Annotated in this window: 26 protein-coding genes; 10 read left to right on the top strand and 16 right to left on the bottom strand. The window is 56.5% G+C overall.

The features are described 5' to 3' along the window. Nucleotides 1-27 precede the first annotated feature (27 nt). The 4 genes from ATI45_RS16730 to ATI45_RS16715 all read right to left on the bottom strand — a co-directional run bounded on the left by ATI45_RS16730 (nucleotide 28) and on the right by ATI45_RS16715 (nucleotide 2821). Nucleotides 28-606, bottom strand: a complete 579-nt coding sequence (locus tag ATI45_RS16730) for an outer membrane beta-barrel protein (protein WP_098420768.1) — start codon at nucleotides 604-606, stop codon at nucleotides 28-30. 320 nt (nucleotides 607-926) lie between these two features. Then, the gene (locus ATI45_RS16725; protein WP_098420767.1) at nucleotides 927-1424 is read right to left on the bottom strand and encodes a hypothetical protein; all 498 of its coding nucleotides are present in this window, start codon (nucleotides 1422-1424) and stop codon (nucleotides 927-929) included. A gap of 2 nt (nucleotides 1425-1426) precedes the next feature. Further along, nucleotides 1427-1750: a DUF883 family protein gene (locus ATI45_RS16720; RefSeq protein WP_098420766.1), complete on the bottom strand. Its 324-nt coding sequence runs from the start codon at nucleotides 1748-1750 to the stop codon at nucleotides 1427-1429. Nucleotides 1751-1945: 195 nt separating this feature from the next. Further along, nucleotides 1946-2821 (bottom strand): DNA ligase, encoded by an 876-nt coding sequence (locus ATI45_RS16715; protein ID WP_098420765.1) that lies wholly within the window; start codon nucleotides 2819-2821, stop codon nucleotides 1946-1948. Between the two features lie 487 nt (nucleotides 2822-3308). Here ATI45_RS16715 and ATI45_RS16710 point away from each other — a divergent pair, with 487 nt between their 5' ends. From ATI45_RS16710 to ATI45_RS16700, 3 genes are all read left to right on the top strand, one after another. After that, the gene (locus ATI45_RS16710) at nucleotides 3309-3569 is read left to right on the top strand and encodes an acyl-CoA-binding protein (protein WP_098420764.1); all 261 of its coding nucleotides are present in this window, start codon (nucleotides 3309-3311) and stop codon (nucleotides 3567-3569) included. 15 nt (nucleotides 3570-3584) lie between these two features. Further along, the gene (gene greB, locus ATI45_RS16705) at nucleotides 3585-4058 is read left to right on the top strand and encodes a transcription elongation factor GreB (protein ID WP_098420763.1); all 474 of its coding nucleotides are present in this window, start codon (nucleotides 3585-3587) and stop codon (nucleotides 4056-4058) included. A 247-nt stretch (nucleotides 4059-4305) separates the two neighbouring features. Further along, the gene (locus ATI45_RS16700; RefSeq protein ID WP_098420762.1) at nucleotides 4306-4575 is read left to right on the top strand and encodes a hypothetical protein; all 270 of its coding nucleotides are present in this window, start codon (nucleotides 4306-4308) and stop codon (nucleotides 4573-4575) included. 11 nt (nucleotides 4576-4586) lie between these two features. Here the strand turns inward: ATI45_RS16700 and ATI45_RS16695 are convergent, their stop codons facing one another. The 6 genes from ATI45_RS16695 to ftsY all read right to left on the bottom strand — a co-directional run bounded on the left by ATI45_RS16695 (nucleotide 4587) and on the right by ftsY (nucleotide 10822). Beyond that, nucleotides 4587-6059 carry a sensor histidine kinase gene (locus ATI45_RS16695; protein WP_098420761.1) on the bottom strand — a complete coding sequence of 491 codons (1473 nt, stop codon included), beginning with the start codon at nucleotides 6057-6059 and terminating at the stop codon, nucleotides 4587-4589. Next, complete coding sequence (locus ATI45_RS16690) at nucleotides 6046-6726, bottom strand: response regulator transcription factor (protein ID WP_098420760.1); 681 nt, start codon at nucleotides 6724-6726, stop codon at nucleotides 6046-6048. Before ATI45_RS16690 ends, ATI45_RS16695 begins: the two co-directional genes overlap by 14 nt. 189 nt (nucleotides 6727-6915) lie before the next feature. Continuing rightward, nucleotides 6916-7776, bottom strand: a complete 861-nt coding sequence (gene rpoH, locus ATI45_RS16685; protein WP_098420759.1) for an RNA polymerase sigma factor RpoH — start codon at nucleotides 7774-7776, stop codon at nucleotides 6916-6918. Between the two features lie 133 nt (nucleotides 7777-7909). Continuing rightward, on the bottom strand, nucleotides 7910-8896 hold the full coding sequence (gene ftsX, locus ATI45_RS16680) for a permease-like cell division protein FtsX (RefSeq protein ID WP_098420758.1): 987 nt from the start codon (nucleotides 8894-8896) through the stop codon (nucleotides 7910-7912). After that, nucleotides 8889-9575: a cell division ATP-binding protein FtsE gene (ftsE, locus tag ATI45_RS16675; protein ID WP_098420757.1), complete on the bottom strand. Its 687-nt coding sequence runs from the start codon at nucleotides 9573-9575 to the stop codon at nucleotides 8889-8891. Before ftsE ends, ftsX begins: the two co-directional genes overlap by 8 nt. A gap of 29 nt (nucleotides 9576-9604) precedes the next feature. After that, nucleotides 9605-10822: a signal recognition particle-docking protein FtsY gene (gene ftsY / locus ATI45_RS16670; protein ID WP_228735998.1), complete on the bottom strand. Its 1218-nt coding sequence runs from the start codon at nucleotides 10820-10822 to the stop codon at nucleotides 9605-9607. Between the two features lie 138 nt (nucleotides 10823-10960). Between ftsY and rsmD the strand changes: the two genes are divergently transcribed. The 7 genes from rsmD to ATI45_RS16635 all read left to right on the top strand — a co-directional run bounded on the left by rsmD (nucleotide 10961) and on the right by ATI45_RS16635 (nucleotide 16847). Continuing rightward, entirely contained in the window at nucleotides 10961-11617 is a 657-nt protein-coding gene (gene rsmD, locus ATI45_RS16665) for a 16S rRNA (guanine(966)-N(2))-methyltransferase RsmD (RefSeq protein ID WP_098420756.1), read from the top strand. A 28-nt stretch (nucleotides 11618-11645) separates the two neighbouring features. Then, nucleotides 11646-12458, top strand: a complete 813-nt coding sequence (mutM, locus tag ATI45_RS16660; RefSeq protein WP_098420755.1) for a bifunctional DNA-formamidopyrimidine glycosylase/DNA-(apurinic or apyrimidinic site) lyase — start codon at nucleotides 11646-11648, stop codon at nucleotides 12456-12458. Between the two features lie 199 nt (nucleotides 12459-12657). Next, nucleotides 12658-13002 carry a hypothetical protein gene (locus ATI45_RS16655; protein WP_098420754.1) on the top strand — a complete coding sequence of 115 codons (345 nt, stop codon included), beginning with the start codon at nucleotides 12658-12660 and terminating at the stop codon, nucleotides 13000-13002. A 99-nt stretch (nucleotides 13003-13101) separates the two neighbouring features. Continuing rightward, nucleotides 13102-13791, top strand: a complete 690-nt coding sequence (gene yrfG / locus ATI45_RS16650) for a GMP/IMP nucleotidase (RefSeq protein ID WP_098420753.1) — start codon at nucleotides 13102-13104, stop codon at nucleotides 13789-13791. 40 nt (nucleotides 13792-13831) lie between these two features. After that, the gene (gene hslR, locus ATI45_RS16645; protein ID WP_098420752.1) at nucleotides 13832-14242 is read left to right on the top strand and encodes a ribosome-associated heat shock protein Hsp15; all 411 of its coding nucleotides are present in this window, start codon (nucleotides 13832-13834) and stop codon (nucleotides 14240-14242) included. A 37-nt stretch (nucleotides 14243-14279) separates the two neighbouring features. Beyond that, a complete protein-coding gene (gene hslO / locus ATI45_RS16640; protein WP_098420751.1) occupies nucleotides 14280-15134 on the top strand; it encodes an Hsp33 family molecular chaperone HslO in 855 nt (284 codons plus the stop codon). Nucleotides 15135-15314: 180 nt separating this feature from the next. Beyond that, a complete protein-coding gene (locus tag ATI45_RS16635) occupies nucleotides 15315-16847 on the top strand; it encodes a phosphoenolpyruvate carboxykinase (RefSeq protein WP_098420750.1) in 1533 nt (510 codons plus the stop codon). 97 nt (nucleotides 16848-16944) lie between these two features. Here the strand turns inward: ATI45_RS16635 and ATI45_RS16630 are convergent, their stop codons facing one another. The 6 genes from ATI45_RS16630 to ATI45_RS16605 all read right to left on the bottom strand — a co-directional run bounded on the left by ATI45_RS16630 (nucleotide 16945) and on the right by ATI45_RS16605 (nucleotide 21777). Further along, on the bottom strand, nucleotides 16945-18279 hold the full coding sequence (locus ATI45_RS16630; protein ID WP_098420749.1) for a dihydroorotase: 1335 nt from the start codon (nucleotides 18277-18279) through the stop codon (nucleotides 16945-16947). Then, nucleotides 18276-19301, bottom strand: a complete 1026-nt coding sequence (locus ATI45_RS16625; RefSeq protein ID WP_098420748.1) for an aspartate carbamoyltransferase catalytic subunit — start codon at nucleotides 19299-19301, stop codon at nucleotides 18276-18278. The genes ATI45_RS16630 and ATI45_RS16625 overlap by 4 nt, the downstream gene beginning before the upstream one ends. A gap of 58 nt (nucleotides 19302-19359) precedes the next feature. Next, nucleotides 19360-19863 (bottom strand): bifunctional pyr operon transcriptional regulator/uracil phosphoribosyltransferase PyrR, encoded by a 504-nt coding sequence (gene pyrR, locus ATI45_RS16620; RefSeq protein WP_098420747.1) that lies wholly within the window; start codon nucleotides 19861-19863, stop codon nucleotides 19360-19362. Between the two features lie 72 nt (nucleotides 19864-19935). Further along, entirely contained in the window at nucleotides 19936-20358 is a 423-nt protein-coding gene (gene ruvX, locus ATI45_RS16615) for a Holliday junction resolvase RuvX (RefSeq protein WP_098420746.1), read from the bottom strand. Beyond that, complete coding sequence (locus tag ATI45_RS16610; protein ID WP_098420745.1) at nucleotides 20351-20917, bottom strand: YqgE/AlgH family protein; 567 nt, start codon at nucleotides 20915-20917, stop codon at nucleotides 20351-20353. Before ATI45_RS16610 ends, ruvX begins: the two co-directional genes overlap by 8 nt. Beyond that, nucleotides 20914-21777 carry an energy transducer TonB gene (locus tag ATI45_RS16605; RefSeq protein ID WP_098420744.1) on the bottom strand — a complete coding sequence of 288 codons (864 nt, stop codon included), beginning with the start codon at nucleotides 21775-21777 and terminating at the stop codon, nucleotides 20914-20916. Before ATI45_RS16605 ends, ATI45_RS16610 begins: the two co-directional genes overlap by 4 nt. Between the last annotated feature and the right edge of the window lie 29 nt (nucleotides 21778-21806).

Genomic DNA, 21806 nt, shown 5'->3' with positions numbered 1-21806 from the left:
CTCTTTAGTCGTTCTTAGCAGCCCTTATTAGAACTGAAACTTCACGCCCACCTGACCGGTGTCGAATTTCGGGCCGCTGTTGTTGAGCTGACCGTTAAAATCATCTGAGTCGATGTCGATGTCATAACGGTTATATTCCGCGAACGCCGTAAGGTGTTCGGTTACACGAAAATCCACGCCCACGCCCACAAGCGGGCTGACTTCGTCGTAGGTTTCGCTTTCGCCGAACGCATCAACGTCAAGCGACGAGGCAAACGCACCGGCTTTAGCGTACACGCCAAAACTCTGGGTCAGCGGTAAGCGCCCCACTGCGACCAAATTAACACCCTTAAGTTTGCCATCAACATCGTCTTCACCAAAATTGCCAAAGTCGATGTACCCGGCTTCCAGCGCAAAGAACTGGTTGAACTGGTAACCCACTGCGGCGCCGAGCAGATCGTTATCGTCTTTAAAATCGCCACCGTGAGATTTGTAGCCACCGTAACTACCGCTGATGTAAGGGCCCGAAGACTCGCGATCTGCAGAGCCTTGGGCAAGAACAGTCGGCGCAGCGAAAACGCTGGCTGACAAAACCGTGGCGCAAGCAATACGAGATTTGTAGTTCATAACGGGGTCATCCTGGTTGTTCGTCTAAAAAGAGTTGAGTTGAACATTTTCAACGTTTGCGGCAACGGCTTTTATGAACAGAATGTCGCCAGTTTGTATAACTAGATTAACCGCCATCGTGTCGTTTTTTGGTTACAACTACAGTAAAAATCCTTCATCTTCCGTTAACGTGCAAAACTCAAGCAAACCCCTGAATTCGCTCACCGGAGAGCTGTTCAGGCGTCCCGCGGTTGGCTGTTTGATCAAAAAGAGGGAAAAAGACCCGGCATCATCGCGATAGCCGGGCGGGGTAGGCCAAGCCCAGCGCATGCGCGACCAAATTAGGGCGGGGTGTCTGCGCCAGAGGTTTGCGGTTCGGCAGGAGTAGCCGCGCTTTTTTCTGGCTCTTCCATCATCGCCATACCGCCTTGCAGCAACAGACGCCGCAGGCGAGAGTCGTTGTGCCCGGCAATACCGGCTGCAAACGCAATGGCAATGGCTTCCAGGGGGTTGTCTGTGATCGCGGAACGCAAAGTCTGGATGGGCGAACGGGACGCAGTTTTGGAACTGCCCTCGCTACCGCTTTGACTTTTCGAAGAGCTTCCGGGGCTAACCAGTCGATAGAAAAACAATGCAACCAGCAACACGCAAACCAGCCCGGAAATGGCCATCGCCCCGGCCTGCCCCACCAAAGGGGCAAGCGCAAGGGTGGCTGCGCTCACCAGCAAATGCAGCCCGGTAAGCAACAGCGCCGCCAACAAAATCAGCGCCATTACAAAACCAATCAGCGCGGCTGCGGCCTTGCGGATGGTGCTTTTTATAGCGGCAGAATCAAACATGGTCAGCGATCGAGCATCTTACCAACCACAATGCCCGCCAGAAACATCAGAATGATGCTCAAAAAAGGGCGCTCTTCGATTTTGTGTTCAACGCTTTCCACCGTTTGCGAGCCGGCTTCCGTAGCGCGGGCTATCGCTTTGTCACCGCTTGCACGCAGCTGATCGAAAATCGCGTGGGTTTCCTTGCTGATTTCACTTTTCAGATTGTTGGCACTGTTTGCCTGGCTGTTGGCCACGGCCTTGGTCAGTGCGGCCAGGTCTTCCCTGAGCGCTGTCAGATCGCCTTTCACGCGAGCGTAATCGTCTTGTGCGGCTTTATGTTCCATGAGCTATCTCCTGACTTGGTAGAGTGATCCAGAAACGTGATGTGTATTCGACTCTTCATTAGAGAACGGATGGAGAATGTTCCTTTCCATCAACGCCGACATTGCAGCTGTCAGCTCAAATAACTCTAGCACAGTGGCCTGAATGCACCATGACAGTCCATTAATGCAACGGCGTTTGGGCCAGACGGTGAAAACTTACTTAATAACAGGCACCTCTGGTTCATCATTTCGCACTCGCACAAAGCTGGCAAATCGTGGCAGGCCGGTGGCTGTTTGGCCGGAATATTTGAAGGTAACAACGCTGCCCGGTGGCGGCGGATCTGCACGCTCGGCGTCGCTGAAACCGCTGCCAATGCGAAACTCACGGTTATCGGCCAGCCGCACCCGCAGCGCGCCCATCATCCCCTGATATTTGCCCTGGCCCGGCAGAATGCCCACAACGGTCGCTTCGGCGTCGTCAAAGCGTTTCACTTTTAACAAGTCGTCCGAGCGGCCAGCCTTATAAACGCTAGCGCCACGGCGCAGCATCAGCCCTTCACCGCCGACTGCAATCACGTCATCCCGGCGAGCCATCAACTGCTGATGGTTTCCGGGCCGTTGCTGCTTGACCAAGGCCAGGTAGGGTGAGCCCGCTTGATTGACCAACTCCCGCAAACGGGGAAGACGTTGGTCGAATGTCTGGTCGGTTAACGGCACATCGAACACCATAAAACGCACTTTACGCCAATCTGCATCGACTGGACGAACGGTGCGCACAATGCCGGAAAGTTGCGCGAAATGACCGCGTCCCAACCACAGTTCGCCGTCTAACGGCTGCGATGGAAAATCGCTGACAAACCAGTCAGGCGCCTGAAACGGATTGCCGCGGCGGGACCACAGGCGCTCACCGTCCCAATAAGCCCGCACTCCATCCAGCTTTTCGCTCACCCAATAATCCGCAAGCGGCGCACCCTGTTGATACACATTGGCCAACGGAACCTTCGCTGGCGCACCAAGCACCACGGTCGCCATCAGCGCCATGCCTGCCAATAAACCTGAACCCAGGCGCTTCATCCATGAAATAACAAACATCAACAACTCCTTTAAATTTAGGCTGCGCTCCATCCTGGTGCTCAACACTTGTCACTCTACTTTGAAGCACATTTAAAATGCGAGCAGTGTTTGCGAACTTGTCAGCACGCTTACCCCGCCACACAGGCGGCGTAGAAATGAAACTGTGCGCCGAATCTGTCCCTGCAACTGTTCACCGCCACGTAAGCGGCTTAAAAAGCCAGTTCAACGGCGAGCCTAGCTTGCCAAGAGTCCAACGTCATGTCGGCGGCTGAGAAAATTATGAGCTGCTATGTCAAGGTCGGAAGGGTGTAAAAAGATGCGGCAAGTCATTGATATTTTTTCTGGTTGCCCAATGCCACCGGCTATGTGGATAGTAAAGTAAATAGAATGTGAACAAGGGCAAGTTTTCGCTCAAAACCATCCCGCTTTGATCCTCCACGTTTTGAACTGTGACGACAACCATCACGCCCGCTATACTCGCTGTATCAGCCACAGGAGACCCACCATGAGTGATCTGAAAACCCAATTTGAACAGGCCGTGAATGAAGTACAGAACGCCGACGGCGATTTCAAACCGTCGACTGAGATGAAACTGAAATTCTACGCGCTGTACAAGCAGGCAACCGTCGGCGACGCCAGCGGTAAGCGCCCTGGAATGATGGATTTTGTGGGTCGGGCAAAGTACGACGCCTGGGCCAAACTGGAAGGTGCGTCAAAAGACCAGGCAATGCAGCAATACATCGACAAACTCGCTGCGGTTAAGTAGCGCTGTGGGCCGGCCATGAAGACCAATCTTATTACCCGCGAAGGCTACGATCTGCTGCAACAGGAGCTGGACCAGCTCTGGCGCCACGAACGTCCGGAGGTTACCCGCAAAGTAACCTGGGCCGCCGGCCTTGGCGATCGCTCTGAAAACGCTGATTATCAATACAACAAAAAGCGCCTGAGGGAGATAGACAGGCGCGTACGCTTTCTGCGCAAGCGTTTTGAAGAATTGAAGGTGGTTGCCTATTCGCCGGAGCAAGAAGGCAAGGTGTTCTTTGGCGCCTGGGTCAGCCTGCTGGACGAAGACGACAAGCCACTGACGTTCCGCATTGTGGGACCGGACGAAATCTACGGCCGCAACGATTACGCCTCTGTCGACGCACCCCTGGTGCGAGCCTGCCTGAAAAAAGAGGTGGGTGACGAAGTAGCGGTTATGCTGCCAGCCGGCAAAAAAACCTGGCTGATTGAGGCCATTCGCTACCCTTGCTGACGTTTCATAAGCGCGGACAGCAGACATAAAAAAACCCCGTTAAACGGGGCAAGGTTCGCGCTGTCTGGAGTTCAGCTACTATGTAACCTTTATTGTACTCCAACACTATTACCAATGGATGTCGGGACCGTTACCAGTTAGTCAGAATTAATCGCCAAGCGCTAAGGTTCACCATAATTAGGTTGTGCACTCTAGTAGCCCGGCGTAACGTTCGGCCAACGTAGTTACATTCACAACGGAGGCTGTCATGAACCGCCAAAAACTACAGGATCTGGCGCTACAAGGTGTCGACACCCTGGGTTATCAGTTGGACCGTTTCGGTATTACCAGTAAGGTAAATCGCCATAATCTGGCGGCTTATCTGATGCACGGGCAGAGACAGCTGGAAGGCGAGTGGGACAGCTTACAGGTCCGTTTTGATGTGCAAAAAGCCCGCTTCGAAAAACTGAGTGAAACGGTTGAACAGCGGGCGAATCGCCTGTTACGCCCACTCAAGCGAAATAAACAACAGGGCTGAACCCGCCGCTTTCAGATCTTGGGGTTGTTGCTGTCGGTCGCAGGGTTAGCAGGGCTGGCGGCGTTGACGGCTTTTCTACGCCGCTTTCTGCGTTCTTTCATCACCAGCGGCATACGAACGGTAATGGTCAATCCCGGCGATTCTTCGCCGGGGTGAGTGTCTGTCAGCTCAATACGGCCCTGATGAATTTCCGCAACCGCATTCACCAAGCTGAGGCCAAGCCCGTTACCGGGTAAAGAGCGGCTTTTACCCACCCGGTAAAAGCGTTGAAATACCTGGCTTTTCTCTTCGTCTGGCACGCCAATACCGCTGTCTTGCACCGAAAATACCGCTTCGTCGTTTTCTTTGCGCACACCAATGCGAATGGTGCCGTGTTCCGGAGTGTACTTGATGGCGTTATCAATCAGGTTACTGAACATCTGGAACAGCAGATCCCGGTCGCCTTCAATATTGACATCCCGTTCCAGCTCTTGCTCGAAATTCTGGTCTTTGTCTTCGGCCAGTGCCTCGTAAAGTTCGCAGGCGTCTTCCACCAGCGCGTCTATCGCCACGGTTTTTACATCCCCGGCGTTGCCACGACTTTCCAGGCGGGCAATACGCAACAGGGCGTTAAATGTGGCCAGCAGTTGGTCGGCTTCGGCCACCGCACGTCTGGCCTGCTCGCGGGCTTCGTCGTTATCGACCGACATAAGAGTGTTTTCAAGCTGATTACGCAGACGGGTCAACGGCGTGCGCAAATCGTGGGCGATGCTGTCAGATACATGGCGAATGCCTTCCATCAGATACACGATACGGTCGAGCATCTGATTCAGGTTTTCCGCCAGCTGGTCGAAATCGTCTTCGGTCCCGCGATTTGGAATACGCAGTGACATGTGCCCGTTCATAATTCGGCGCGAGGTGTTATTGATGATTTCAATGCGGCGAGTAGTACTGCGGCTCATCAGAAAACCGCCCAACAGGGCCAGTGCAAGAGTAATCCCCATGCCCCAGTTGATGGTGTTTTCAATGACCTTTTTAACGTTGGTCAGCTCTTCAACATCGCGGCCCACCAACAGCAGCAAACCGCCCTGCACTTCGAAAATTCGCGCTCGGGCCAGGCGCTGACTGCCCATCCAGCCTACTTTTTCATCGAGTTTGAAGTTGATCCAGCCGGATTCCGTGGCGGTGCTTTGCGGCCATTGCTGGATATTACCGGCGAGCTTGACCTGCTCGTCGGTGGTCAGCAGATAAATCGATTTGGCGTTGGGTTCGCGGGCTACACGCTCACGGATGATGGTAATCAGGCCGTTTACCCCACGCCCGCGGTATTGCTCCGCGAGGCCCGCAATCTCGGCTTCAATCGTGGCGTCTGTCTGGGCGGTCATAAAACCGGCCGTACGCCAGTATATGAACGCCAGAAGCAAGAACACCGAGGTGGCAAACACCACCATATACAGAAGTGCCAGCTGGAACGACGACGTTCTAAGCTGGCTAAGCAGTTTCACGCAGCATGTACCCGGCACCGCGAACGGTTTGCAGCAGCGGCGTATCGAACTCTTTGTCGATTTTCGCCCGCAGACGGCTGATGTGCACGTCAATCACGTTGGTCTGGGGGTCAAAATGATAGTCCCAGACTTTTTCCAGTAGCATGGTGCGGGTAACCACTTGGCCGGCGTTGCGCATCAGATATTCCAAAAGACGGAATTCCCGCGGCTGTACGTCAATGTTCTGGCCTGCGCGTTTCACCGTGCGTGCCAACAGGTCCATTTCCAGATCGGCAACATGCAATACGGTCTCGGTTTCTGCTGCCTGACGATTACGGCGAATCAGCGATTCGATGCGGGCCAGCAACTCGGTAAACGAGAAGGGCTTGGTAAGATAGTCATCGCCTCCGCCACGCAGGCCTTCTACCCGGTCGTCCACATCGCCCAGGGCGCTGAGAATCAAAATGGGCACCTGATTGCCGGTGGCGCGAACGGTTTTGATGATGGTGAGGCCATCCATGCCAGGCAACATGCGATCGACAATCATAATGTCATATTCTTCGCTGGCTGCCATCAGCATGCCTGTTTTGCCGTCGTCCGCGTGATCCACCACAAAGTCAGATTCCCGCAGGCCTTTCACCAAGTAACTTGCTACGTCATGATCGTCTTCTATGACCAGTGCTTTCACCGGTATTCCTCCCGCTGGCCTATGATAGTGCTCCAAGGGTACGAATAACCCGGCCGCTGGGCCAGTTACCATCTTGTAAGAGGCTGTCGCCTATGACGACGCAACACTTAAAAGAACGCCACCAGGCGCAAAAGCGGCGGTGGCGTTAATTGGCAGAGCCTTGTTAACACTGCAGTTAAGCCGCTAAAGTCAGGCCGCTTCTTGCATGTGCAGACGTATTTTCTTCATCGCATTTTTTTCCAGTTGACGAATGCGTTCGGCAGATACCCCGTAACGATCGGCCAACTGGTGTAAGGTCGATTTGGTCTCTGACAGCCAGCGTTCGCGCAGGATATCCTGGCTGCGATCGTCCAGGGTGGACAGAGCCTGCATCAGGCGCCCGTTGGAATCTTCAGTCCAGTCGGAGCGTTCCAGTTGGGTAGCCGGATTGCTGCGGTGATCTTCAAGGTAATACGCCGGCGCCTGGTAAGCGCTGTCTTCGTCATCGTTCATCGGGCCGTCGAAAGCCGTATCGTGAGACGACAGGCGGCCTTCCATTTCGCGCACCACGCGAGCTTCCACGCCTAAGTCTGCGGCCACTGCGTTTAGCTCATCGTGGCTTAGCCAGGCCAATTTCTTTTTCTGGCCGCGCAGATTAAAAAATAGCTTGCGTTGGGCTTTGGTGGTCGCCACTTTCACAATGCGCCAGTTGCGCAAAATGAATTCGTGAATTTCTGCTTTGATCCAGTGCACCGCGAACGACACCAGCCGCACACCGTATTCGGGGTTGAAGCGTTTAACGGCTTTCATCAAGCCCACGTTACCTTCCTGCACCAGATCAGACTGGTTCAGACCATAGCCGGAATAACTGCGGGCAATATGAATCACAAAGCGCAGATGCGACAAAATCAACTGGCGGGCTGCGTCTACATCGCCCTCATGATACAGGCGTGCCGACAATGCACGCTCTTCATCCACGGTTAAAATGGGTATGCGACTCGCAGCCTGAATGTAAGACTCGAGATTAGCGCCCGGAACCAGCTTGTCCATTAGCTGTAAACTTGTGCCCATGCTTTATTCCTCCGAATCTGTACGCTGTAAAAACAGACAATGGCATATAAGACCATAAAATGCCCTGAAAGTTCCTGAACGCATCATTAAAACGCGGTAAATACGGGTGCTCATAGACTTCCTGCGGCCTATTCTAATGGTCTCCCGGCTCCATGTCATCCAGATGCCTTCGCACCGCCACCCAGGCGCCCAGCCAACCCAGAGCCATGGCCGCAAAAATCAACATTGTTGCGTTTTCAAAGCCCAACCCATGCAGAACGAAATCACTGTGATATAACTCCGCTAACCTCGCCACTGGTGCGCTTAGCCACCAGAAAGTAATGAGCAACAACAGCCAGGCCACTAGACCGCCGCCCAAACCAAACCATGCGCCGGTGTACAGAAAAGGGCGGCGCACAAAGGCATCAGTGCCACCCACCAGTTTGGCCACCAGAATTTCATCGCGCCGGCTTTCAATGGCTAAGCGCACGGTGTTACCAATAACCAGTACGACCGCAACCGCTAACAAGATTGCCAGCGCCGTAGCAGCCCGCGTCAATAGACCGGCCAGGGCGTTCAGCCGCTGCAACCAGCCCAGATCCACCTGTACCCGCTCCACTGTCGGCAAACCTTGAAGGTACTCCACCAAAGTCGCCACGCCGTCGCTACTGCGATAACTCGCCTCTGGTGTAATCAACAGGCTGTGGGGCAGCGGGTTTTCCTGCAGAAAATCCAGTGCGTCGGCAAGCCCGGAGCTGGCGCGAAATTCCGCTAGGGCACGCTCGCGGTCTACCAGCTCTACAAACGCCACCCGACTGTCGGTGTCTATCTGATCAGCCAGCGCATTGGCCTGCGGCAAAGGCGTTTCAAGACCAAGGTAAACCGTCACCCGCGCGCCATTCTCCCAACCGGCACTGACATTCTGCAAACTGGCCAGCAGCAGTAACAACGCCACCGGCAGCGCCAACGCAACGCCCATAACGGCCCAGGTCATCATGCTGGACACCGGGTTACGCCACATGCGCGCTATGCTGTCGCGGGCTACCGTGCGGTGGTGGTCCAGATAACTGCCCGCAACCTGCTTCAGCGGCGAGGCGCTTTGACGGGCGCCGCCGGGGCGCGGTACCGGCGCTTTAGCCATGGTTAACCTCCGTCCGCGGGCGGCCATCAGCCACCAGCTGGCCTTGGTCTAGCCTTAGAGTGCGGCGGTTCATATCGTTAATCAATGTAATGTCGTGGCTGGCAATCAACACGGTTACACCAACCTGACTGAACTGGCCAAACAGATTCATAATATCGGCAGACAGCTCAGGGTCGAGGTTACCGGTAGGTTCATCGGCCAGCAGCACCGGCGGCTTATTCACCACCGCCCGGGCAATGCCAACGCGCTGCTGCTCGCCACCGGACAGCTGCAGGGGGTTCATCTTCTCTTTGCTCAGCAGGCCCACTTTGTCCAAGGCCGCGCGCACCCGCCGACCAATGTCACCCGGGGCAACGCCAATGACCTGCAGCGGCATGGCAACGTTGTCGAATACGGTGCGGTCAAACAACAGCTGGTGATTCTGAAACACCACGCCAATGTGACGGCGAATGTAGGGGATTTGCCGCCGCGGCAGGCTGTTCAGCAACTGACCGCCAACCCATACTTCACCGGCGCTGGGGCGCTCCATTACCATTAGCAGTTTCAGCAAGGTACTTTTGCCCGCCCCGGAATGCCCGGTCAGAAACGCCAATTCGCCTCGGTTAAGAGCAAAGTTCACCTGTCGCAGCGCGGTGTGATCGCTGTCGTAGCGTTTCGTGACCTGGCGGAACTCGATCATCACAATCCCTGGTGGTTAGCGCTCAAACGTTAGTCAAAAAGAGCGTCGACGAATGCACGGGCGTCAAAGCTGCGCAGGTCTTCAACCTGCTCCCCCACGCCAATAAAGCGAATTGGTAGCTGCAGCTGGCGAGCTATCGCGAACACAATACCGCCTTTGGCCGTGCCGTCGAGTTTGGTCAGCGTGATGCCGCTGACCCCCACCGCTTGCTGAAACACCTGGGCCTGATTCAATGCGTTCTGGCCGGTGCCGGCATCCAGTACCAACATGACCTCGTGGGGCGCTGCAGCATCAAGCTTTTTTATCACCCGCACGACTTTTTCCAGCTCGCTCATTAAGTTGTCTTTGTTCTGAAGACGCCCGGCTGTGTCGGCAATGACCACGTCAATGCCGCGAGACTTGGCTGACTGAATGGCATCAAAAATAACAGACGCGCTGTCGGCGCCGGTGTGCTGGGCGATCACCTGGACTTTATTGCGGTCGCCCCAAACCTGCAACTGCTCTACGGCGGCGGCGCGGAATGTATCCCCCGCGGCCAGCAGGACAGACTTGCCTTCGTCTTGAAATTTCCTGGTGAGTTTGCCAATGGTGGTGGTTTTTCCAACCCCGTTTACGCCAACCATTAAAATGACATAAGGCTTTGCCTGAGGGTCGATCACCAGCGGCTTACTGACATCTTTCAACAAACCGTGGAGCTGATCGCGCAGCGCCTGGCGCAGAGCTTCGCCGTCTTTGAGCTGATCGCGCTTAAGCTTCTCAGTCAGCGATTCAATAATTTCGGTGGTTGCGGTTACGCCCACGTCTGCCATTAACAACGTGGTTTCAATTTCTTCCAGCAAGTCTGCGTCAATCTTCTTGCCCGCCGAGAACATATCCGCCAGGCCACCGGTAAAGCTAGCGCGGGTTTTGCCCAGGCCGCGGCGAATGCGCTCAAGAACGCTAATCTGGGGCTCTGGCTCAACTAACGGTTGAGGTACAACCTCCGGCTTGAACGCTGCCGGTTCGGGTACGATGGGCGCCTGTTTAGACTGGGGCTCAGCCAAGGCGGTGTCGGCCGGCTCGGCATCAACCTCTGGCTTTTTTTCAGGCAGCGGTTGCGGCGCAGGCGCGGCTTGCGAGTCTGGCTGACGCAACTCGAACGGGCGCGGGCGCGGAATCTTTCGCCGGTTGCTGGCCAGATCCAGCACGAACAACAAAACAAGCAAGGCCGCGAGGCCAATTGAAATCCACTCTGCCGTTATAGTCATACCATTGAATCCAAAAATAAGCGGGACAAATTAGGCCGCCATTCTAACAGACTGCTGCCGGTTAGCGAGGTAGCGCACGCGGCGACGCTTTTGTTTTATCATGGGCCGGCCCAAACACCGCCTTTCAGGACACATGCCATGCCTCAGCGCCGCAAGTCACCGCGCCCTTTGCCCAAGCAACACGCCGCCGATAGTCAGCGCCCTAAATCGGCCTCTACTAATGGGGGCGCCCAGGGCGAATTACGCATCATCGGCGGCGACTGGCGCAGTCGCAAGCTGACATTTCCAGACAGCGGAGGTGTGCGGCCAACGCCGGCGCGCACCCGCGAAACCCTTTTTAACTGGTTGCGTTTCCATCTGGCCGGGGCTCGCTGCCTGGATTTGTTTGCGGGCTCCGGTGCACTCGGGCTAGAGGCATTATCACGGGGTGCAGCCCACAGCGTGTTTGTGGACCACACGCCAGAACTGGTCAAAGCGCTCAACAGTAATCTTGCACTTCTGCAGGCCGACAATGCCCGTGTTGTGCGCCAGGACACCGACGCCTTTCTGGCGAGCCCGGGGGAAAGCTTTGACATAGTATTTATTGACCCGCCCTTTCGTCAGGGCTGGCTAACACGACTGCTGCCCGCGCTGGCAGACAACGGTTGGGTCAAACCCGGTAGCTGGGTTTATTTAGAACACGAAAGTGAACTGACGACCCCAGCGGTGCCGGCCGGCTGGCAATTGCAGCGGCAAAAGAGCGCCGGGCAGGTATGCTACTGCCTGTTTCGGATAACCGACACAACATCAGCCTGACGCTGCTTTTTATGACGGAGTGATCACCTTGCCCGAATTGCCTGAAGTTGAAACCACCCGCCGTGGCATAGCACCCCACCTGGAAGGCCAAACCGTTCGCTCTGTCAGCGTTCGTAATGGTCGATTGCGCTGGCCGGTGCCAGAGGATCTGGGTGTCCGATTGGAAGGAGAAGTGATACGCAGTGTGGAGCGGCGCGCCAAATACCTGTTTCTGAATCTCGACAGCGGCAGCGTTATTGTGCACCTGGGCATGTCTGGCAGCCTGCGAATCATTACCGACGACAGCGCTGCGTTAACCCATGATCACGTGGAGCTGATGCTGCATTCGGGTGTACGCCTGAGATACAACGACCCACGCCGTTTCGGCTGCTGGCTGTGGTCCTCAAATCCCGGCACTCATCCGCTGATCGCTAGCCTGGGGCCAGAGCCGTTGGCGCCCGAATTCAACGGCGCCTATTTATTTCGCCGTTCCCGGGGCAAAAGCACCGCGGTCAAATCCTTTATTATGGACGGCCATGTGGTGGTGGGCGTGGGCAATATTTACGCCAACGAAGCCCTGTTCAAGGCCGGCATTCACCCCCGAAGACAAGCCGGACGCATCAGCCTTAGCCGCTACCACCGATTGGTCGAGGTGATTCAGGAAACCTTGATGGCCGCCATCCTGATGGGTGGCACCACCTTGCGGGACTTTGTTAACAGCGACGGCCAGCCCGGCTATTTCGCACAGTCGCTGCTGGTGTACGGCCGCGGTGGCCAGCCCTGTTCCGAATGTCAGGCTACGCTGCGGGAAATCCGCATGAATCAGCGGGCGACGGTATACTGCACCCGTTGCCAGCGCTGAGGCCGTGTTCAATCTGCCAAAATCGTTTGAAAAAGCGCAAATATGCTTCATAGTTAACAGTGCTACAGACTAGCGCTGCTAAACTGAACACTGGCAATACACCCATCGTTGCGGCCGCTGTTCAATTAAGTAGCCACACAAAACAGCCGATCATAGCTCTTGTGACTCATCAGGGCTGATTTCGCTCAGGAGACATCGAATGGCCCGCAAGCTGACCCGAATTTTGACGACTGTTTTAACGACTATGATGGCCGTCAGCCTGCTTTCGTTTTCCGCCATCGGCCACGCCAACACGCTAGATGAAAGCCCTTCTGCGCTGGCTATGACGACCGATGCACTGATTGTGCGTCCTTTGCTGTTGGCGACGACTATTGTGGGCAGCGCGGTGTACTTGGTGTCACTGCCATTTTCACTACTGGGCGGCAACACCGCTGAAGCCGGCGAAGTATTGGTAGCAGGGCCGGCCCGAGCCACATTTAAGCGCTGTCTGGGCTGCACCCGCAGCGGGCGCAAGCACGATACCGTTGAGCAACCAACGAACTGATTCAGCCCGTTTCAATGGCCCTGAGTCAGCACAAGCCTGGGTTGCCAGGCGCAATCAATTGAGGCAGCCTGTGAGAAATCTCACAGGCTATTTTTGTTTATGGTGAACTGGTCAACTCTTGATACGGTGTTCCTGGATATGGACGGAACACTGTTGGACCTGCATTTCGACAACCACTTCTGGCTGGAACATCTGCCGCTGCGCTACGCACAGAAGAACAATCTGCAACCTCAGGTAGCCAAACAGCAGCTGATGGCTTTGATTATGGCCCAGCGAGGCTCGCTGAACTGGTACTGCACCGATTACTGGAGCAACCAGCTGTCCATGGACATCAATGGACTGAAAGCCGAGGTGGGTGAGCGTGTGGGCTATCGGCCCCATGTGCGGGCGTTTCTATCCAGCCTGCGCGAACGCGGCTTGTATACGGTGATTGCCACCAATTGCCACCCGGACCCCCTGGCCATGAAACTTGAGCGTACCGGCCTGAACACCCTGGTTGACGACATAGTGTCTAGCCATCAGCTTGGCAAACCCAAGGAAGACCCTGCTTTTTGGCAAGCACTGCACCGTGTGACCCCCTACGATCGCAGCCGCACTCTGATGGTAGACGACAGTTTTCCCGTGCTTGAAAGCGCCGCCAAAGCCGGTATTGCACAACTGCTGGCGGTACTGGCACCAGACAGCCAGCAGCCTGCCAATCGCGCTCACCCGCAAATCACCGGCATTCATGACTTCGATGAAGTACTGCCACAACTGCAGAAGCAACGGCCCCTGCCATCTGCGGGATGACACCGTTATAATCAACTCGCGCAGCAAAAGGTGAGATGACATGGCTACACCCAACAAAAACGACGATGACCGCGTCAGGCTGGACAAGTGGCTATGGGCAGCGCGCTTCTTCAAAACTCGTGCGCTGGCCAAAGACGCGGTGGAAGGCGGCAAAGTGCGTTACAACACCCAGCGTTGCAAGCCCGGCAAACTGATGGAAGCCGGAGCGGAACTGTCGATACGGCTGGGCTGGCAAGAAAAAATTGTGATGGTAGACGATATCAGCGACCGCCGCCGTGGGGCGGCGGAAGCGGCCCTGCTTTATCACGAAACCGAAGACAGCGTGAAAAAGCGCGAAGACCTGGCCTTGCAACGCAAAACCCTGCAAACCTCCCAGCTGCCGCCGGCACGGCGCCCGTCAAAAAAGGACCGCCGCGACATCGACCGGTTTCGCGAACACAACGGGCTCTAGCAGCCGCTTTATTTTACGATTTTTCAGGAGACACACAATGGCGTCCGGCGATCAGTTCCAGCGCTTTATATTTGAAAACAGCCAGATTCGCGGGGCTTGGGTACAGCTGGATGAAAGTTATCAGCAAATCGGTCGTCAGGCCCCCTACCCGGAATCTGTGCGCCAATTACTGGGCCAGTCGCTGGTGGCCAGCGTGTTAATGAGCAGCACGCTGAAGTTTAACGGTGCGTTGTCATTACAGGCTCAAGGTGATGGCCCTGTGCAAACGCTAATGTCGGAATGCAGCCACGACCGCTTCGTACGCGGAGTAGCGCGGTTTGACGATCAGGCCATCGGCGACGGTGATTTCCAACAGTTGCTGGGCGACGGCCGCATGGCCATTACCATCACGCCGGACCAGGGCCAGCGATACCAAGGTGTTGTACCCCGCGAACGTGACAGCCTGGCTGGCTGCCTGGAAGAATACTTCGAGCGCTCCGAACAAATTGCCACATCGTTGCTGCTGTTTGCCAGCGAAGACAAAGCCGGTGGTCTTCTGTTGCAGCGCCTTCCCGGTCACACCCAGGAAGATGACGAACTCTGGGAGCGCATCAATCACCTGGCACGCACCGTGGAAGCCAGCGAAATGCTTGAACTGGACAGCGAGACACTACTCCACCGCCTGTTCAACGAAGAAACCGTGCGGGTATTTGACGCGGAACCGGTGGCCTTCCGCTGCAGCTGTTCCCGAGAGCGCACAATGAGCGCGCTGGAAGCGATTGGGAGCGAGGAATGCTATAGCATTCTGGAAGAACAGGGCTCCATTGAAATGAACTGCCAGTTCTGCCATGCACACTACCGTTTTGACCGTATCGACATAGACCAGTTATTTACCGGCCACACCCTGCACTGAGCGGGTGTTAACGGGTAACTATAGCGGCCGCAAAAAGGCCACCCGGCAGACCTTGATGGCAGTCGTTTTTTACTGACGCGTCTGGCATAATAGCGAGCCTAGATTGACTCGATTGTTCAGTTTTCCACCGCTTCCGGTGCGGCCCTGGCAATCACCAAGACACCCGAGGGCGAGATCGCAGTGAGCAAATCTTATCAAGAGCTAGGAACAGCACAGCTGGTTGAACAAGCACTGGCGCGCAATGAAGGCCAACTGGCTGCAAATGGCTCGCTGGTGGTTAAAACCGGAGCACGCACAGGCCGGTCGCCTATGGACCGCTATATCGTGCAAGAGCCCAGTACCGCTGATGATATTCACTGGAGCCCGATCAACCGCCCGTTCGACGCCGACAAGTTCGACGCCCTATGGGAAAGAGTTGAAGCTTACGTAGCCGAGCAGGATTCTTTCGTATCTTTTGTGCACGTGGGTTCTGATCCCGAGCACTACCTGCCCATCAAGATGACCACCGAGCTGGCCTGGCATAACCTGTTCGGCCGCAACCTGTTTATACGTCCGAACACTTACAACCCGGCTGACAAGCAGGAGTGGCAGGTTCTTAATATTGCCAATTTCAAATGCGTGCCCGAGCGTGACGGCACCAACAGTGACGGCGCCGTTATTATCAACTTTGCCCGCCGCAAGGTTTTGCTGGCCGGCATGCGCTACGCCGGCGAAATGAAAAAAGCCATGTTCTCGGTGCAGAACTTCCTGTTACCGGAGAAAGACGTGCTGCCCATGCACTGCTCCGCCAACGTGGGCGACAACGGTGAAACCTGCCTGTTCTTCGGCCTGTCTGGCACCGGCAAAACCACCCTGTCTGCAGATCCGGAGCGTTATCTGATCGGCGACGACGAGCACGGCTGGGGCCCCGGCTCCGTTTTCAATATCGAAGGCGGCTGCTACGCCAAGTGTATTGACCTGAGCAAGAAGAATGAACCCATTATCTGGGACGCGATCCGTTTCGGCGCCATCGTCGAGAACGTGATGATTGACGAAGAAACTCGCGAGCCAGATTACACCGACGTGTCGTTGACCGAAAACTCTCGCTGCGCCTACCCGCTCGAGCACATCGAAAAGCGCGTTGCAGAAAACCTGGCCGGCGAGCCGTCGCACATTGTCTTTCTGACCTGCGACATGACCGGCGTTCTGCCTCCGGTATCAATTCTCAGCAAAGAAGCGGCGGCCTATCACTTTCTTAGCGGCTATACCGCTCTGGTGGGCTCAACCGAGATGGGCTCTTCGTCAAAACTGAAGTCCACCTTTTCTACCTGTTTTGGTGCACCCTTCTTCCCGCGTCCGGCCGGTGTTTATGCCGAATTGTTGATGAAGCGGATGGACGAATTCGGCAGCAAGGTATTCCTGGTCAATACCGGCTGGACCGGCGGCTCCTTCGGCGAAGGTAAGCGTTTCAGCATTCCCACTACCCGTGCCCTGATCAGCGCCATTCAAAATGGCGATCTGGACGATGTGGAAACCGAGCACTTGCCAACACTGAACCTGAGCGTGCCAACTCGCGTGTCGGGCGTTGACAGCAAATTGCTGAACCCGCGCAACACCTGGGCCAGCACCGAAACCTACGACGCTAAAGCCGCCGAGCTGATCGGCCAGTTTGTGGAGAACTTCAAAAAGTTTGACGTGTCAGACGCCATCGTTGCGGCCGGCCCCAAGCAGTGAAGCCAAGCTGACAAAAAAGCGCCTTGCGGGTTGCGCAAGGCGCTTTTTTTATGGCTTTTCAAACACCGGCACTCGCCAGCCCTTCGCCATCCGCGCTCTAAGACAACAGTGACGGCCAGGCCTTATGGCCAGCGACCAGAGTGTAATGCACCACACCCGGCATTGAGCGCGCAAGCACCGGCCCGTTACCGCCGGCAGACACCAGAGTTCCGGGGCCGGGCTGCCACGACTGATCGGGATTGAAAATGCACAGATCTGCCACCGCACCGGCGCTCAGGCCTGCGTTGTTGGCCGCGCTCTGGCTCAGCACAGCAGCAGGGCCAGCAGTCAGCGCGCGCAGCAACTGCGGCAGGCTCAGCTCGTTAGCAGCTACCCGCTCCAGGCCCAGCGACAGCACAACTTCAATACTCGATAACCCCGGCTCGCTGGCAGCCAGAGGCGCCTGCTTGGCGGCGCTTTCATGGGGTTGATGCTGACTCACAATGGCATCAATAACGCCATCACGAACACCCGCCACCAGGGCTTGCCGGTCGCGCTCCGAGCGTAATGGCGGGCGCACGTGGAAACGGCTATCAAATCCACTCAGCGCGTCTTCGGTGAAGGCCAGCTGGTGCATAGCCACGTCGGCGGTGACCTGAATTCCCCGTTGGCGCGCTTCCGCCAGCATGTCCACGCTGCGGGCGCACGACAGTTGACTAAGGTGCAAGCGCACACCGGTTTCTTGGGCCAGCAGGATCATTTCCATGACCGCGGTGGTCTCCGCCACTTCCGGAATCCCCAGCAGACCAAGGCGCGTAGTCACCAGGCCATCGTGGGCGTAACCATCGGCGGCCAGCGCCTGGTTTTCCGGGCTGAACATCAGCGTTAATCCGAAGGTCTGAGCGTAAGCCATGCAACGCCGCAAAACCCGTGCGTTACGCAAGCCCCGTGAGGCATTACCCAATGCGACACAACCTGCCTTCTGCAAACCCGCCATATCGCTGAGCAATTCGCCTCCCAGGCCACGGGTAACCGCACCTATGGGCAGCACTCGTACCAACGCCCGGCTGGCGGCCATATCACGAATCAGGTTGGTCACAGCGCCAGAATCGTTTACCGGCGAGGTGTCAGGTGCGGCGCACACGCTGGTGAAGCCACCGTGGGCAGCGGCCCGTGTTTCCGAGGCCATATTGCCTTTTTGGCCATTGCCCGGTTCGCGCAGATTGCAGCACAAATCCAGAAACCCCGGGCTGACAATGCAATTTTCCGCCATCAAGGTTTCATCGGCCGTTTGCGCCAGGGCGTCGGGGCCAAGAGCCGCAACGCGGCCATTTTTTATCAGCAAGCCGGGATTAACTTCCAACGCACCTGCGCTGGTGACCGTGGCTCCGCGGTACAGCTGGCCGCCAATGATTTTCACGCTACCGGCAGGGGGGCGGGAAGACAGTTTCATGAGCGCGCCTCCTGCTGGATCATTTTGCTCAACGCCTGCTGACGCTCCGCCAACTGACCGCCCATGGCCATGGACATCACCGCCATGCGGATGGCAATACCGTTGGTGACCTGATTCAGGATGACCGATTGCGGCCCGTCGGCCACCGCCGATTCAATTTCCACGCCGCGGTTGATCGGCCCCGGATGCATCACAATGCAATCCGGTTTGGCCAGCGCCAGTTTGGCCCGGTCAAGACCGTAAAGGCGGTAGAACTCGCCTTCGCTGGGCAGCAGCGCGCCTTCCATTCTTTCTTTTTGCAGGCGCAGCATAATCACCACGTCCAGATCTTTCATACCGCGCAGCATGTCGTACTCTACGGTGCAACCCAGCGCTTCCACATCCCGGGGTAAGAGCGTGCCCGGTGCAATCACCCGCACCTCGGCCACGCCCAGCTCGTTAAGAGCGCGAATCTGCGAGCGCGCCACACGGGAATGCAGCACGTCGCCCACAATCGCCACCTTCAAACCATCAAAGGTCTTTTTATGTTGGCGAATGGTGAGCATGTCCAGCATGGCTTGAGTGGGATGGGCATGGCGCCCGTCACCGGCGTTAATAATGGCCACTTTGGGCGTCACGCTTTCGGCAATAAAGTGAGGCGCACCGCTTTGGGCGTGACGCACCACAAACATGTCGCTGGCCATGGCCTCCAGGTTGTACAAGGTATCCGCCAGGGATTCGCCTTTGGAGGTCGCCGAGGTGCTGATATCAAGATTCAGTACGTCTGCAGACAGGCGTTTGGCCGCCAGCTCGAAGGTGCTGCGGGTGCGGGTACTGGATTCGAAAAACAGGTTCACCACGGTACGCCCGCGCAGCAATGGAACCTTTTTAATAGTGCGCTCGCCCACCTCTATGAAGGAGTCAGCGGTGTCAAGAATGTCGGTCAGTAACTCGCGGCCAAGGCCGTCCAGAGTCAGAAAATGTCGCAACTGACCTTCCCGGGTCAGCTGCAAATGATGGGGGCCAGTAGCGATTGCGGTCATGGATTGCCTGTACAAACAAAGGTGGCTGGGGCATGGGTAGGGTTTAGCTTGAGTGCGGCTAGGCCTGTTCAAGTTCAATGCGCAGCGGATCGGGCCCGCGCAACTTTATGCGCTGGTTGGTCGCCAGCGTCAGCGTAAGACCCCGCACGTCGGGCTGCACCGGCAGTTCACGGGCGCCCAAATCAATCAACGTGGCGAGTATAATACTGGCCGGGCGGCCATAATCGAAGATTTCATTCATCGCGGCACGAATCGTACGGCCGCTCATGATCACGTCGTCTATTAATACGACGTCGCGATCGGCGGTATCAAACGGCAAGCTCGACGGCTTTACCTTGGGGTTCAGGCCAATACGACTGAAATCGTCGCGGTAAAATGAAATATCTAGCTCACCAAACGGTTCCTGCAATTGCAGGCGCCGGGCCAGTTCGGCGGCCAGCCACACACCACCGGTTCGAATTCCGATAAGTGCCGGTGAACTTACCCCACGTTCCTGCAACAACTGGCGCAGGCCGGTTTCCATTTTGTCCAGTAGTGGCTCTATATCAAGTTGTCCGTTCATAGATCCTCATCGCAGCGCCGGGCAGGCACCGTGGTTAACATTCGTTAGGTCAACATGGGTTGTCAGATAGGGCTATTGATTGAACCAGGTTTCCAGAATCAGCACCGCGGCGCGATCATCCACGCCATGGCGCCCATAATTGCGGCTACCGCCGGCGGCCATCACTTCACCTTTGGCCTGGTAGCTGGTCAGGCGCTCGTCCACCATTTCCACCGTCACATGAAAGCGCCCGTGCAGGCGTTTGCCAAATTTGCGGGCGCGGGCGCACATCTCGTTTTCGCTGTCGTCCATATTCAATGGCAAGCCGACCACCACCAGGTCAGGGCGCCATTCGTTCAGCAGCTTTTCCAGCTGGGCCCAATCTGGCGTACCATCGCGGGCCGCGATCATGGTCAGTGGTTCGCCGCGGCCGAGCATTTCCTGGCCCACGGCAACGCCGATGCGGCGGGTGCCAAAATCAAACGCCATAACGCGGCGTTGGCCGGCTTCACGCATGGCCTATGGTCTCGCTAAGCTGGTTAATGTCGATGCCCATACTGGCCAGAACCGCCTGATAGCGACGATTCCAGGGCGTACGAAACAACAGGTCCGGGCTGGCCGGACAGGTCAGCCAGGTATTGCCGCCTAACTCCGCTTCTAACTGACCGTCACCCCAGCCGGCGTAACCCAAGGCCACCAGAAATTCATCCGGCCCCTTGGCAGCACCTATGTCGGCCAATATGTCGCGCGAGGTGGTCAGCCAGATGTCGGCGGTCACTTCCGCGGTATGCTGCCAGCGCTGCCCGGGGTTGTGTAGCACAAAGCCGCGCTCGGTCTGCACCGGGCCACCGGCAAACACCGGCAAATCCAGTTCGCCGCCGTGCATGTCGAGCTGTTCCAGGATTTCCCCCAGGTGGATGTCCAGAGGCTGGTTGACGGTCAAGCCCAGTGCGCCCTCGGCGGAATGATCGCACACGTAAATCACCGCGCCGTGAAAACGCGGATCACCCATCCACGGTGACGCCACCAGAAAATGATTGCGAAAATTGTCCGTTGTATTGGCAGTATCGCTCATCCGGATGTCAGCCCCCGCTGCTGGAATGACCAGGTACGTATAATTTCAAGTTCATCGACATTGCGGCTCATCTCCTCGGGGAATGGCGGATAAGGTGCCGCCAGTCTCACAATACGAATGGCTGCGTCGTCCAACAAAGTGCTGCCCGATGACTGCACCACTAAAACTTCTTTCAAGCTACCATCTTTGCGCAGTGTGACCAGCAAGCGCAAGTCACCATAAAGACCGCTGTTCCGGGCTTCGGCGGGATAATTCATGTTGCCCACACGGGTTACCTTACTCACCCAGTTCTGAACATACCAGGCGTTGCTGGACTGGAGCGTTGAAGCCGCGGTTACCCGCAACACGCGGGGTTTGCGTGAGTAAGCTTGTTGCTGGGCATCCAACCGGGCTTCCAGACTGGCAATTTCCAGGCTGCGCTGCAGCAGATTTGGCCTTGGCTTGACTGGCAACTCTTTAACAACTTCGGCGCGGACTTCTGGCTTGGCAACCTGTCTTGCACTGGGCGCCTTGGTACTCACCACCGCTTGCTGTTGCGCCGGCTGTGGTTCGGGCTGCGCCTGGGGCTCGGGTTGAACCTGCACCACTTCGGTCTGGCTCAGTTCCACTGGCTGTGGGCTAGTCAGTTCTTTTGCCTGTTCTTCAGTACCACTGCCCTGCTGAGTGGTGGGCGCCAGAAAATCCGCTTTTTCCGGCGCTTTTTCATCGGCGAAACGCGACAGGGTAATTTCCATGGTTTGCGCCGATGGCGGCGGTGTCTCGGGCGCGAAAGTAATGCCCAGCACAATCACCCCATGAATCGCCAAAGCCATAAACAGGGTGAACGAAAACCGGTCAACATCGCTTACCTGAACTGCCATTCCCGTTGCTCTTGAACCATCAAATTAAT

Source organism: Marinobacter sp. LV10MA510-1 (genome assembly GCF_002563885.1).
Lineage (GTDB): Bacteria > Pseudomonadota > Gammaproteobacteria > Pseudomonadales > Oleiphilaceae > Marinobacter.
This window is presented reverse-complemented; position numbering and strand designations above follow the sequence as displayed.

Coding starts and splice junctions, on each gene's coding strand:
- ATI45_RS16725 (WP_098420767.1), bottom strand. CDS start 1,424: ATGTTTGATTCTGCCGCTATAAAAAGCACCATCCGCAAGGCCGCAGCC.
- rsmD (WP_098420756.1), top strand. CDS start 10,961: ATGCCTCAGCGCCGCAAGTCACCGCGCCCTTTGCCCAAGCAACACGCC.
- ATI45_RS16655 (WP_098420754.1), top strand. CDS start 12,658: ATGGCCCGCAAGCTGACCCGAATTTTGACGACTGTTTTAACGACTATG.
- rpoH (WP_098420759.1), bottom strand. CDS start 7,776: ATGGGCACAAGTTTACAGCTAATGGACAAGCTGGTTCCGGGCGCTAAT.
- hslO (WP_098420751.1), top strand. CDS start 14,280: ATGGCGTCCGGCGATCAGTTCCAGCGCTTTATATTTGAAAACAGCCAG.
- ruvX (WP_098420746.1), bottom strand. CDS start 20,358: ATGCGTGAAGCCGGCCAACGCCGCGTTATGGCGTTTGATTTTGGCACC.
- ATI45_RS16630 (WP_098420749.1), bottom strand. CDS start 18,279: ATGAAACTGTCTTCCCGCCCCCCTGCCGGTAGCGTGAAAATCATTGGC.
- ATI45_RS16610 (WP_098420745.1), bottom strand. CDS start 20,917: ATGAGCGATACTGCCAATACAACGGACAATTTTCGCAATCATTTTCTG.
- ATI45_RS16605 (WP_098420744.1), bottom strand. CDS start 21,777: ATGGCAGTTCAGGTAAGCGATGTTGACCGGTTTTCGTTCACCCTGTTT.
- ftsE (WP_098420757.1), bottom strand. CDS start 9,575: ATGATCGAGTTCCGCCAGGTCACGAAACGCTACGACAGCGATCACACC.
- ATI45_RS16700 (WP_098420762.1), top strand. CDS start 4,306: ATGAACCGCCAAAAACTACAGGATCTGGCGCTACAAGGTGTCGACACC.
- greB (WP_098420763.1), top strand. CDS start 3,585: ATGAAGACCAATCTTATTACCCGCGAAGGCTACGATCTGCTGCAACAG.
- hslR (WP_098420752.1), top strand. CDS start 13,832: ATGGCTACACCCAACAAAAACGACGATGACCGCGTCAGGCTGGACAAG.
- pyrR (WP_098420747.1), bottom strand. CDS start 19,863: ATGAACGGACAACTTGATATAGAGCCACTACTGGACAAAATGGAAACC.
- yrfG (WP_098420753.1), top strand. CDS start 13,102: ATGGTGAACTGGTCAACTCTTGATACGGTGTTCCTGGATATGGACGGA.
- ATI45_RS16715 (WP_098420765.1), bottom strand. CDS start 2,821: ATGTTTGTTATTTCATGGATGAAGCGCCTGGGTTCAGGTTTATTGGCA.
- ATI45_RS16720 (WP_098420766.1), bottom strand. CDS start 1,750: ATGGAACATAAAGCCGCACAAGACGATTACGCTCGCGTGAAAGGCGAT.
- ATI45_RS16730 (WP_098420768.1), bottom strand. CDS start 606: ATGAACTACAAATCTCGTATTGCTTGCGCCACGGTTTTGTCAGCCAGC.
- ftsX (WP_098420758.1), bottom strand. CDS start 8,896: ATGGCTAAAGCGCCGGTACCGCGCCCCGGCGGCGCCCGTCAAAGCGCC.
- ATI45_RS16710 (WP_098420764.1), top strand. CDS start 3,309: ATGAGTGATCTGAAAACCCAATTTGAACAGGCCGTGAATGAAGTACAG.
- ftsY (WP_228735998.1), bottom strand. CDS start 10,822: ATGACTATAACGGCAGAGTGGATTTCAATTGGCCTCGCGGCCTTGCTT.
- ATI45_RS16625 (WP_098420748.1), bottom strand. CDS start 19,301: ATGACCGCAATCGCTACTGGCCCCCATCATTTGCAGCTGACCCGGGAA.